At 57.8% G+C, this 11,995-nt stretch carries 12 protein-coding genes; 7 read left to right on the plus strand and 5 right to left on the minus strand.

The window, feature by feature from the left end:
* Window positions 1-17: 17 nt before the first annotated feature.
* Both MWH02_RS07790 and MWH02_RS07795 read right to left on the minus strand, forming a co-directional pair.
* Window positions 18-1,202 (minus strand): sensor histidine kinase, encoded by a 1,185-nt coding sequence (locus tag MWH02_RS07790; protein WP_222184168.1) that lies wholly within the window; start codon window positions 1,200-1,202, stop codon window positions 18-20.
* Window positions 1,199-1,894 carry a response regulator transcription factor gene (locus tag MWH02_RS07795; protein WP_101761262.1) on the minus strand — a complete coding sequence of 232 codons (696 nt, stop codon included), beginning with the start codon at window positions 1,892-1,894 and terminating at the stop codon, window positions 1,199-1,201. Before MWH02_RS07795 ends, MWH02_RS07790 begins: the two co-directional genes overlap by 4 nt.
* Before the next feature lie 124 nt (window positions 1,895-2,018).
* Here MWH02_RS07795 and MWH02_RS07800 point away from each other — a divergent pair, with 124 nt between their 5' ends.
* Window positions 2,019-2,804: a MipA/OmpV family protein gene (locus MWH02_RS07800; RefSeq protein ID WP_110867129.1), complete on the plus strand. Its 786-nt coding sequence runs from the start codon at window positions 2,019-2,021 to the stop codon at window positions 2,802-2,804.
* Window positions 2,805-2,875: 71 nt separating this feature from the next.
* On the opposite strand, the gene MWH02_RS07805 is transcribed toward MWH02_RS07800, so the two are convergent.
* The 3 genes from MWH02_RS07805 to MWH02_RS07815 form a co-directional block, all read right to left on the minus strand.
* On the minus strand, window positions 2,876-3,106 hold the full coding sequence (locus MWH02_RS07805; RefSeq protein ID WP_222184172.1) for a YgdI/YgdR family lipoprotein: 231 nt from the start codon (window positions 3,104-3,106) through the stop codon (window positions 2,876-2,878).
* 27 nt (window positions 3,107-3,133) lie between these two features.
* Window positions 3,134-3,367, minus strand: coding sequence for a YgdI/YgdR family lipoprotein (locus tag MWH02_RS07810; protein WP_007885913.1), 234 nt, complete (start codon window positions 3,365-3,367; stop codon window positions 3,134-3,136).
* 130 nt (window positions 3,368-3,497) lie between these two features.
* Window positions 3,498-4,268 carry a GntR family transcriptional regulator gene (locus MWH02_RS07815; protein WP_110867130.1) on the minus strand — a complete coding sequence of 257 codons (771 nt, stop codon included), beginning with the start codon at window positions 4,266-4,268 and terminating at the stop codon, window positions 3,498-3,500.
* A gap of 79 nt (window positions 4,269-4,347) precedes the next feature.
* On the opposite strand from MWH02_RS07815, the gene MWH02_RS07820 reads away from it, so the two are divergent.
* From MWH02_RS07820 to MWH02_RS07845, 6 genes are read left to right on the plus strand one after another with little or no spacing between them, the layout of a single operon-like run.
* Window positions 4,348-5,628, plus strand: coding sequence for a M20 family metallopeptidase (locus tag MWH02_RS07820; protein WP_439652364.1), 1,281 nt, complete (start codon window positions 4,348-4,350; stop codon window positions 5,626-5,628).
* Between the two features lie 20 nt (window positions 5,629-5,648).
* A complete protein-coding gene (locus MWH02_RS07825) occupies window positions 5,649-7,247 on the plus strand; it encodes an ABC transporter substrate-binding protein (RefSeq protein WP_271460251.1) in 1,599 nt (532 codons plus the stop codon).
* 9 nt (window positions 7,248-7,256) lie between these two features.
* The gene (locus MWH02_RS07830; protein WP_271460252.1) at window positions 7,257-8,204 is read left to right on the plus strand and encodes an ABC transporter permease; all 948 of its coding nucleotides are present in this window, start codon (window positions 7,257-7,259) and stop codon (window positions 8,202-8,204) included.
* Window positions 8,197-9,024, plus strand: coding sequence for an ABC transporter permease (locus MWH02_RS07835; RefSeq protein WP_137387073.1), 828 nt, complete (start codon window positions 8,197-8,199; stop codon window positions 9,022-9,024). Before MWH02_RS07830 ends, MWH02_RS07835 begins: the two co-directional genes overlap by 8 nt.
* Window positions 9,024-10,661, plus strand: a complete 1,638-nt coding sequence (locus tag MWH02_RS07840) for a dipeptide ABC transporter ATP-binding protein (protein WP_271460253.1) — start codon at window positions 9,024-9,026, stop codon at window positions 10,659-10,661. The genes MWH02_RS07835 and MWH02_RS07840 overlap by 1 nt, the downstream gene beginning before the upstream one ends.
* A gap of 10 nt (window positions 10,662-10,671) precedes the next feature.
* Window positions 10,672-11,898, plus strand: coding sequence for a M20 family metallopeptidase (locus MWH02_RS07845; RefSeq protein WP_271460254.1), 1,227 nt, complete (start codon window positions 10,672-10,674; stop codon window positions 11,896-11,898).
* Window positions 11,899-11,995 lie beyond the last annotated feature (97 nt).

Genomic DNA, 11,995 nt, shown 5'->3' on the forward strand with positions numbered 1-11,995 from the left:
GATCCTGTCAAGAGCGCTTAAAACGGTGCCGGACTGACGTCCGGCAGGAAAATCGCCAGGCTGAGGCCGCCCTCTTTGGGCAGTTTGGCGCTGATCCTGCCGCCGTGCGCCGCGCAGATGGCGCGAGCGATCGACAGGCCCAGCCCGCTGCCGCCTGAGTGGCGCGCGCGCGAGGATTCACCGCGCGTGAAACGTTCAAACATCTCGGGCAGAAACTCAGGCGCCACGCCGGGGCCATCATCCCTGAATTCGATGCTGCAGCCTCCCGGCACCGCGCGGGCAGTAATCTGCAACTGGCCCGCAGGTTTGCCATAGCGCAAGGCGTTTTCAATCAACACGCTAAACACCTGACCCAGGCGGAAGGGATCGGCGCGGCAGGTGAGCGTGCTGTCTGCTGCCACGCTGATGATCATGCCGCTGGCTTCGGCTTGCGGTCGCACCCAGGCCACGCGCTCCCGCGCCAGTTCTCCGGGGTTGATCTCATGCAGATCCAACTTGAGTTGTCCGGCGTCGGCCAGCGACAGCAGGTGGAGCTCATCGATCAGTCGGCTCATGTGGCGCAGCTGTTTCATGATCATCTCCAGCTGCTGCGGTTCCGGCTGAAACACGCCATCCAGCAGACCTTGTAACCGGCCAATGGCGGCCGTCAGCGGCGAACGGAGTTCGTGTGCCAGCGCCACGTGCGAGGCGCGTAGTTCACGATCGTAGAGCGCCAGCTGTTGGCTCATGCGATTAAAGTCGTGTGCGAAGTGCAACAGCTCCGCCGGCGCGCTTTTTACCATGGTGGCGGCGGAACCAAACTGCCCTTCGGATACCCGATCAGCGGTTTTTTTCAGGTGGCTAAACTGCAACGCCAGCGGGCGGGCGTTGCGCAGAACAGTGAAGGCAACAAACGGCGTAATGATGAAAATCAGGATGATCACCATCAGCCAGTCAGCGGCACCCACCGAAGGATCGGAGTAGCGCACGCCCCAGCGTTCATCAACGATCTCGTGGAAGCGCGGCAGATTGGTTTGCGGATGCGCACGCAGCGTCAGAAATTCCTGGCGCATCGCCGGCGGCATATGGTGGATGATCCACAGGTTTTGCAGCGCAAAGCGCAGGAACATAATCCCGGCGACGGCAATCACCGTGACGATGGCCAGCGTCAAAATACGCACGCAGATCCAGCGCCACAGCGTTTGAGGAGGTGACTTTTTCATGGCTGTCTGAACCTGTAACCCACGCCGCGCACGTTGAGTAATATCTCGGATAAACCGGCGTTTTCGAGCTTCTTACGCAGGTTGTAGACGTGGGTGTCGATCACCCTTTCCAGCGCCTCGCTTTCAGGCATACAGGTTTCGATCAGATAGTGACGGCTGAGTGCGCGCACCGGCGCTCGCATCAGGGTCACCAGCAGGGAAAATTCGGTTGGCGTGAGTTCAACGCGTGTTGGCTGTTGCTCTGGCTGCGCGACCATTGCAGTCATCGCGGCGGTATTAACCTCAAGCGCCTGCCAGCGCAGCACTTCATCCTCCGCAACGGCCGCCCGGCTGCGGCGCAGCACCGCCTGCACGCGCGCCACCACTTCGCCCGGATGATAGGGTTTCACGACGTAGTCATCCGCCCCTAAGCGCAGCGCGCCGATTCTGTCGGGCGTGTCGGTCATCGCGGTAATCATAATCACCGGCGTGTCCGCGCGTCGTCGCACGGCAGCCAGCACCTCGGTGCCGTTCATGCCGGGCAACATGATGTCGAGCAGAATGAGATCGGGTTTCCACTTCTCAACGCGCTCAAGTCCGCTATGCCCATCGCCGGCAATCTCCACGGCGTATCCTTCACGTAGCAGATAGGCTTCCAGCACGTCTGCCGCGTCTGCATCATCCTCAATAACCAATACTCGTCTGTTGTTCATGGCTCACCTTGACAGTTTCTTCATAAATCCCTGGCACGTTATTGACAATGCTTCGGGATACTCCAATCCGTGACGCAACGCCCGGGCAAGGGGCTAAAAACAGATGGGTAACTGAGGTGACACGATGATAACGAGAAAAAAGGCGCTGTACAGTGGCTGTTTGTTACTGGTCAGTATCAGTACCAGCAGCCGCGCTGATGACAGCGCAGCGCAGGATGGCGTGATGATTGGCGTGGGCGCGCAGACCACGCCGACATACAGCGGCGCAGATAAGCAACGCTGGCAAGCGGTGCCGATGTTGCAGGCCAGAAAAGGTGCCTTTTTCGTCGATTCGCAAAAGGGGGTCGGCTACGATCTGCAAAGCGACAGCGGCCTGTATCTGGAGCATTCGCTGGGATATGGCCTGGGCAGGGCAGACAAGGATTCCGACTGGCGCGACGGTTCTGACAAGCTGCGTGGCATGGGCACGATCAATGCCACACTCAACACCGCTATTGCGGCCGGTTGGGCGGTCTCGCCGTGGCTGGTCCTCGAAGCGAAAGCCGTGCTGCCGCTGACAGACAGTCAGGGCGTGAATTATCGCACCTCGGTAACGTTAATTCCGCTGCAAAGCCAGCAGGATAGCCTTTCCTTGCAGACGTCCGCGCTATTTGGGGATGCGCGTTACATGCAAACCTGGTACGGCGTCAGTGCGCGTCAAAGCGTGAAAAGTGGCTATGCGACTTACTCACCGGCAGCGGGATTTTATGGGGTGGAAACCGACCTGACATGGAGTCATCAGTTTACCCAGCACTGGGGCGGGGCGCTAAGCGCGGGCTACACGTGGCTGGACGATCACGCGGCGGACAGTCCCATCGTGTTCAGGCAGAATCAACTGACCGCAACAGCGGCGGTGACCTATACGTTTTAAGATTTGAATGGCGTTTAAGCCCGCACCGCTGTAAGGAAATCCACTACAGCGGGCGGCTTGAGTGAGAAAGATTATTTATGCGGGACTTCAGAGATCTCTTTCACGTCACTTTTATTGATTTGCTGCTTCACGCCATTGGCATCGACGTAACCCAGCAGGCCGGTTTCAGCATCCTGTGGTTTGCCATCGGTGACGATGGTGCGTCCATCATTGGTGTGGATAGCGTACGAGGTACGCGTACATCCGGTTAACGCGGACAGGGCAATAAGCGCAGTAATAGAAAGCAAAATTGATTTTTTCATTAGTCTCTCCAGGCTGTTAAAAGGATATTAATTATCCAGTTCGCTCATGTTGGTAATCTTGTCGCGATTGATCTGCTCAGTTTTACCGGTTTGCGCATCCTTGTAAGAAACAAGGCCCGTGTCACTGTCGATTTGCGGCTTACCAGACGTCACAATCGTGCGTCCGTCGGTGGTCTTAATCGCCTGATTTGAAGAGCAAGCGGTCAATGTCATTGCCATAAAAGTGCCAAGAAATGCCGTTGCCAGTACTGTTTTTTTCATCGTGATGAGTTCCTTTCAGTGGAATAAGTTTTAACTACCTAAATAGCTTAGAACATTTTCCCGAAACAGCCAGAAACCCGGCGCATCTGCGCTGTTTAACCCGACTCAGATGGCGGTTCATGCCGCGCGCTTAGCGGATCTCATTCACATACATAAAGTGTTCAGTACTAAAACGGTGGTGCGCCAAAATTACCGGCAGGGCACTTTGATCAAATGAAACTTCATCAATCACCATCACGGCGTGCGGCAAACTCAGCTCCAGCAGCGCCGCATCCTCTTCATTCGCCAGCGTAGCGGTAATTTGTTCACGCACGGCGGCGACGCGCAGGTCGTAGCGCTCAAACAAATAGCGATAAAGCAGCGGCGGTAACTGATCGGCTGCTGGGAAATCGGCCAGTCGCGCCGAGGGCAGCACCAGCGTTTCATGCATCGCGGCGATGCCCTTCACGCGACGCAAACGCTTCAGCCGGATCACTTCATCGCCCTGACCAATTTGCAGTTTCTCTGCTTCGTCGGCGCTGGCAAGACTCAGTTGATAATCCAGTAATCGGGTATCGGATTGCAGCAATCCGCCGGTTTTATCGTGCAGGCGAAAATACTGGAAAAAGTGGCTGAGATTGTGCAGCGGCGCCCAGCCGGTTACCACGGTCCCGGTTTTGCGACGTCGCATCAGCATGCCTTCCGTGGTCAGCGCCGCCAGCGCTTTGCGCACGGTGCCCACCGACACACCAAACTTCGCCGCCAGGCTATTTTCACTCGGCAAAATCGTGCCCGCGGGCAGTTCACCTTGCAGGATCGATTCGCTGATATGGCGCTTGACCACTTCATACAGCGGCGCACCTTCACCTTCGCTGAGTCTGGCGAAAGGTTGAGCGTGGTTCGCGTCATAGTTTTTTTGCATGTTTCCGATTACCGATTGACCTCAGTCGTTGAATTGCATTATCTATAAACTATATAGAAATACAACAGACGATAATCCTATGATGCAAAATCCACGCTTTAACAACGCATTAGCGATGATTGCTCATGACGGCGCGCAAATGACGGATGACCTTAAACAGATGCTGGAGGTGGATACCTGCTTCCCGCCAGGCAACGGTTATGGCGCATTTGCTGACGTGATGACGCACTTGTTAACACCGCTGGATTTTCACTTTGCGCGCGTCTCCGTGCCGGAACATTTATGGCAGGCACCGGACGGCAGCGCGTACGGTGAACGTGTCAATTTGCTGGCATCACTTGATGCTGGTGCCGCTGAAAACTGCAATCTCTATTTCCACACCGATACCGTGCCCGCCGGCGATGGCTGGCGTTTTCCAGCGCTCACGCTGACCGCAGCAGAAGGCAAGCTGTTTGGGCGCGGCGCGGCAGACATGAAAGGCACCATCGTTGCCGCGATGGCTGCAGTGCGCGCGGCACAGGCGGCGGCCATCCCGCTGCGTTTTAATCCGGTTTTTCTGCTGTGTAGCGATGAAGAGGGTGGCTTGTATCCCGGCATTCGTTATCTGGCGGAACAACAGCTTTTCTCCGGTCACCTGCTCAGCTTCAACGGCGGCGCGGTGCCGCGCATCTGGGCCGGTTGCTTTGGCAGCATCGATCTCAAAGTGATTATCACCGGACGTTCGGCGCACTCCGGCGATCCGGTTAACGGCGTTAATGCTATTGAAGCGGCGCTGCCAATGATGAACGCGCTTTATCAGCTGAAGCTCGAAGTGGAACAACGCACCTCGGCGATGCCTTCTCCGCCGCACTATCACGGCAAACCGTTGACGTCGCTGCTAACGCTGGCCGCTGCGCAGGGCGGCAGCAAAGGATCAACCATTCCGGAACGGTTTGAGCTGCTGATTAACCGCCGCTACGCGCCGGAAGAGCGCTTTGACGCGGTGTGGCAGGAGCTGACGCACTGTGTGGAAAGTGCGATGCGCGACAGCACCGCGCTCGACGTCACGCTGCAAATGATTGGCCATCTGGCGCCGGTCGCTAATCCAGACGGTCCGCACTGGCCGCGCTGGCAGGCGGCGCTGAGTCAGGGTTTTGGCTTCCAACCCAGCGAGTTCAAACCCTGGGGATCGTCCACCAGTTCCGATATGGGCTGGGTCCAGCAAGCCGGGATTCAGGAGATTTTACTCGGCGGCCTCGCCCGTCCTGACAACCGCATTCATGCCGCCGATGAGTACACCACGCTGGCAGATGTGATCGCACTTTCGCAGTCCATTCTGGCGTATCTCGCCGATGATTTTCAGCCAACCCAGGGTAATTAACTAATCACGAGGAAGAGAAGATGTGCGCAATGAAAGGGTTAAACCGCAGACAGTTTATCGCCAGTTCTACCGCTCTGACGGGCGCAGCGATGCTGCCCTGGTCGTTCTCGGCCCATGCCGCGCAGGTGGCGAGCGCCACGCCGGGCGGCACGGCGCGTAAAGGCGGTGTGCTGCGCATCAGCGTTGATCAAGCCGTCGGCGTGTTAAATCCACATCAGGTGCGCGTCAACCCGGAATATCTGGTGGCGGAACTGCTGTACAGCGGCTTAACGCGTCTGACGCAGGAGATGGAAGCCGAAGCCGATTTGGCGCAATCCTGGCAGGCCAGCGCCGATCTTAAACAGTGGACGTTTACCCTGCGCCCGAACCTAAAGTTCAGCGACGGTTCCGCGCTGACTTCCGCCGATGTGGTCGCCAGCCTGCAGGCGCTGCTCGATCCGAAAAATGCCTCGCCAGCACTGCATAACATTGGGCCGATTAACGCCGTCAGCGCGCCAGATACCAACACGGTTTTGATTGAAACCGATGCGCCTTACGCCGATTTGCCGGTGATGCTGGCTTATCCGGATGCGAAAATCATCCCCGCCAGTATCGTGCAAGGTCAGTATGACAAGCTGAGCAAAGCCTCGTTCGGCGCCGGTCCTTTCCAGCTGGTCTCCTACGATCCAGAACGCAAAATTGTAGTGAAGCGCAATCCGCATTACTACGATCCGGCGCGTCCCTATCTGGATGGCGTGGAAGTGGTGGTCTATCCCGATGGCATCGCGGAGAGTTCCGCGCTGACCTCCGGTGACACCGATCTGATGCTGAGCGCGCAGTCGAGCGAGTTCGCGCGCCTGTCCAAATCTTCCGGCGTGCTGCCGCTGCGCGTGGCCTCCGGCCAGTTCCTCAATGTGAACATGGGCTGCGACCAAAAACCGTTTAATGATGTGCGGGTACGTCAGGCGCTGGCACTGTGCGTTGATCGTCAGGCGTCGGTGGATTTCGTGGCGGATGGCCTGGGTTCACCGGGCAACGACACGCCGATTAACGGCGCGTATCCGTTCTTCGCCAACCTGGCGAAAAAAGCGGTGGATTACAGCAAAGCCAAAGCGCTGCTGGCGGAGGCCGGTTATCCCAACGGTATCGATTTAACACTCATCGCTTCCGACAAACCGGCCACCCGCACGCAGCTGGGCATTGCCCTGCGCGAGATGGCGAAACAGGGCGGTTTCCGCATCAACGTGCAGACCATGGCGCACAGCACCTATCTCGATCAGGTGTGGAAGAAGGGCAACTTCTACGTTGGCTTCTACAACATGCAGCCGACGCCAGACGCGGTGTTCTCGCTGCTCTACACCTCAACCGCATCGTGGAATGAAACGCGCTGGAACAACGCGGAGTTCGATAAAGCGGTAAGTGCGGCGCGTGAAACCCGTGATGAAGCACAGCGCACCACGCTGTATGGCAAAGCGCAGCAGCTGATGCATGACGAAGTGCCATCGGTGATCCCGACCTTCTTCGATCTGCTCGCCGCCAGCCGCGATTATGTCGGTGGCTATCATCTGCATCCGCGCGGTGCGGTATTCCGTCTTGACCATATCTGGTTAACCGACAAAGCGCCGAAGCGCGCAGCGTAAGGAGCGAACGTGACAGCAAGTTATCTGCTCAAACGCCTTCTGCTGATGGTTTACACCTTGTTAGTGGTGTCGCTGCTGGTTTTTGGCATCACGCAACTGTTACCGGCCGATGCGGCTGTCACCTTGCTGGGACAAAACGCCACGCCGGAAGCGCTAGCGGCGGTGCGTGAACGTCTGGGGCTGGATGCCCCAGCATGGCAGCAATATTGGCATTGGCTGACGCAGGCGCTGCAGGGCAACTTTGGCGTATCGATGCGCAATGGCCTTGAAGTGGCGCCGACGCTGCTGACGGCATTATCACGCTCGCTGCTGCTGGCGGTGTGCGCCTTAATCCTGATGCTGATTATCGCCATACCCCTCGGCATCTGGGCGGCGGTGCGCCGTGGCAAAACCGCCGATGTGCTGGTAAGTGTCATCTCCTATATCGGCATCTCCTTCCCGGAGTTCGTCACCGCCACGCTGGTGCTGCTGCTGTTTGCCGATGTCTGGCAGATTTTGCCCGCCACCGGCTATGTGCCGCTCAGTGAGAACTTCGTCAGCGGGATCCAGCACCTGATTCTACCTTCGGTGACCGTGGCGCTGATTCTGGTGGCGCACGTCTCGCGCATGGTGCGCTCAGAAATGGTCGATGTGTTGCATACCGATTATATCCGCGCCGCGTGGCTGAAAGGCTTATCGCGTCGCCGCATTCTCTGGCGACATGCGCTGCGCAACGGCTTGTTGCCGACCATCACCATTGTGGCGCTGGATGTTGGTTACCTGCTGGGCGGCATTGTGGTGGTGGAGGAGATCTTCGCCATTCCCGGCATTGGCCGCGAACTGATTGTCGCCGTGCAGGCGCGCGATCTGCCCACCATTCAGGCTGGCGTGATGATTCTTGCCGCGACCTATTCAGTGGTGAACTTCCTGGCTGATTTGGCCTATGTCACTCTCGATAAGCGGATCTCCTATGCCTGATATGTTGAAACGTTTGCTGCGTTCACCGCAGGGTGCCGCTGGCGTGCTGATTATCTTGCTGGCGCTGCTGATGGTGGTGGGCGGTGCGCACGTCGCGCCTTTTGATCCCGAATCGATCTCCATTCTGACGCGCTATAAGCCGCCCAGCGCGGAACACTGGTTTGGTACCGATCAGATGGGCCGCGACATCTTCAGCCGCGTAATGGTGGGCGCACGCTCAACCATTCTACTGTCGCTGCTGGCGACCGCGCTGGCGATGGTAATCGGTTCGGTGCTCGGTACCGCCAGCGCCTATCTGGGCGGCAAATTTGATGAGTTCATGATGCGCACCATGGATGCGGTGATGGCGATTCCCAGCCTGCTGTTTGCGTTGCTGATTGTCAGCACGCTTGGGCAGAGCAGCATGAACGCGGTGCTGGCGATCACTATCGCCTTTGTGCCGGGCATGGTGCGCATCTCGCGCAGCGTGGCGTTGGCCGCCCGCCAGCAGGATTACATCAACGCCGCCATCGCGCGCGGCGAAGCCGGGCACTACATCATTCTGCGAGAAATGCTGCCGAATATTCTGGCGCCGATCATCGTGGAAGCCACCATTCGTGTCGCCTTCGCCATCATGCTGTTTGCCACCCTGAGTTTTCTGGGTTTGGGCGCGCAGCCGCCAGAGCCAGAATGGGGATTGATGGTCTCTGAAGCGCGCGCTTACTTCTTTAATGCGCCGTGGATGATGATGATTCCGGGCCTCGCCATCGCATTGGTCGCCATTGGGTTTAATTTACTGGGTGACGGGCTGCGTGATGTGCTCAACCCAAGGAGCCACTGATGAGTGACAAGCTTACACCGGTGCTGTCGGTGGAAAATTACAGCCTCGATTACGCGTTAGCCAAAGGACATGCGCTACCGGTACTGCGTGACATCAACCTGCAGGTGATGCCCGGCGAAGTGTTGGGGCTGGTGGGCGAATCGGGTTCCGGCAAAACCACGCTCGGCTGGGCGATCATGCGCTGGCTGGCGGGCAATGCGCGCGAGCTGCAGGGCGATATTCGTCTCAACGGCGAGAGCCTGCTGACTTTATCCGCGGCCAAACTGACAGCGCTGCGCGGTGCCAAACTCGGCATGATTTTTCAGGATCCCAGCGCCTCGCTCAATCCCACGCTGACATTGGGTGAGCAGGTCACCGAAGTGTTACGCCGCCATCGCGGTTTATCGGCGCGTGAAGCGCAGGAGATGGGCGAATCGCTGCTGCGTGACGTTGAACTTAAAAATCCGGCGCGCATGATGCGCCGCTATCCGCATCAGGTGTCGGGTGGCGAGAAGCAGCGCATCCTGATCGCCACCGCGTTTGCCTGCCAGCCGGACTGCATGATTTTTGATGAGCCAACCACCGCGCTGGATGTGATCAGCTCGGCGCAAATCCTCGATCTGTACGAGCGTTTGCGCGAAGAGACCGGCGTTGCGTCGCTCTACATCTCGCACGATCTGGCGTTGGTGGCCAAAGTGGCCAATCGCGTCTGTGTGCTGGAACAGGGACGCATTGTCGAACAGGCCGACACGCGCAGCCTGTTTAGCGCGCCGCAAAACGCCTATACGCGCAAGCTGATTGAGGCGGTACCCAATCCGCAGCACCGGCTAGTGCAGGACGCGCCCGGCAACCAACCGTTACTCGGCCTGAAGCAGCTGACCATCGATTACGGCAAACAAGGTTTTTTTGATCGTCTACTGAAGCGTGAAGCCAATACCACGCGCGCCGCCAATGCGGTTGCGCTCACCGTTCATCAGGGAGAAATTCTCGGCGTGGTTGGCGAATCGGGTTCCGGCAAATCCTCGCTCGGTAAAGCCATTACCGGCCTGGTACCGTTCAGCGGCGAGCTCGACTTTTGTGGCTACGCGCTGCATGGCCGGGCGCAAATGGATAAAGAGTATCGCCGCCGCGTGCAGATGATTTTCCAGCATCCAGATGCCTCGCTGAATCCGCGCATGACCATTGGCGAAATCATCGCACGGCCACTGCGGTTGTATGGTTTACCCGCAGGTGAAACCGAAGCGCAGGCGGTCGCGCGCCTATTGCAGGAAGTGCGTTTGCCGGCGGAGTTTGCGCAGCGTTATCCGCATGCATTGTCGGGCGGGCAGAAGCAGCGCGTTGCTATCGCCCGTGCGTTTGCCAATCCGCCGGATTTGGTGATTTGTGACGAGATCACCGCCGCGCTCGACGTCTCGGTGCAGGCCACCATTATCGAACTGCTGCTGGAACTGCGCCGCCGCTACGGCACCGCGTATCTGTTTATTACCCACGATCTCAACCTGATTCGCCAAATCGCCCATCGTGTCGCCGTGATGTATCGCGGTGACGTGGTGGAAGTGCTGCCCGGCGACAACATGACGGCGCTGGCGCAACATCCTTATACCCGTGCACTGCTTGATGCGGTGCATATTCCCGACTTATCCAAGTCCGTTGCATGACGAGAGAAACATGAAGCCTGAACAGTTGATTCATCATATCGATCGCGATTTTTGCCTCTCATTCCTGGCAAAAATGGTGCAGCACAAAAGCTACAGCGCCACCGATGGCGAGCGTGAATTGGCGAAATACATGGCCGCGCAGATGGCGCAGCTGGGCCTGGAAACCGAACTGCAGAATGTGCCCTGCGACAGGCTGAATGCCATCGGACGATTGGCAGGCAGCGGCGGCGGCAAAAGCCTGCTGTTCAACGGACATCTGGATACCAATCCAGTCACCGAAGGCTGGACCGTCGATCCCTGGGAAGGAAAAATCGACGAACAGTTTATCTACGGTATCGGCGTTTCGAACATGAAAGCGGGTGATGCCGCCTATTTTTGCGCGTTAAAAACGTTGATTGATGCCGGTATAAAGCTAAAAGGCGATGTGATTTTGACCTACGTGGTGGGCGAGTTGCAGGGCGGCATTGGTACGCTGGCGGCGATTGAGCAAGGTGTGCGCGCCGACTACTTCATCAATGCCGAACCCACCGATCTGCAAGCGCTGACCATGCACGCCGGTTCGCTGATGTTTACTATTGAGCTCACTGGCGATACGCGGCATCTGTCAAAACGGGAAGAAGCAGTGGATGCGATCAGCGCCGCCGTCGAGCTGATCCCGCAGATTAACGGCATAACCTTTAGCGGCGCGAAAACCGCTGAGCATCGCAAGATTAATCGTGGGCATATCGGTACCGTGCATGGCGCGTTAGGCCGCGATCTGGAAGAGTGGCGACCGCCGCAGGTGGCTGACTTTGTGCGCTTAAAAGGCTCGGCACGTTTCGCGCCAGGACAAACGGTGGAAGGTGTGCTCGCCGATCTGCAGGCGCTGCTGAATGCCTTATGCCAACGCTATCCGGGCCTGAAAGCCGAGCTTTATGATGATGGCATTCGTGATAAACCCACCATGTTACCGTTCGAAGTGTCACCGGAGTCCGCCATCGTCAAAGCGGTGAATCGCGGCTGGAAAACCGTGCGCGGCACCGAACAGCCCACCGGCGTGATCACGCCTCCGGCGTTCTTCGGCACCGATGCGGCACATCTCTATCAGCATGCGGGCATGGAAGGGATCGTCTGTGGGCCAGGCGGCAAATACAACACCATGCCGGATGAGCGCGTTGAAATCAGTGAATTCCTCGATATGGTGCGCATCTATCTGCTGGCCATTCTGGAGATTTGTCATCCGGTTGAGGTCGCGTAATGCAGGTTTAAGCGCTTTGAGAGCTGATAGGATTTAGCCTGACGCAGGACGTTGAACTGAATGATTTATCACTAACCGTTCCCGCATTACGTTTCGA

This window comes from Pantoea leporis, assembly GCF_028048155.1.
GTDB lineage: Bacteria > Pseudomonadota > Gammaproteobacteria > Enterobacterales > Enterobacteriaceae > Pantoea > Pantoea leporis.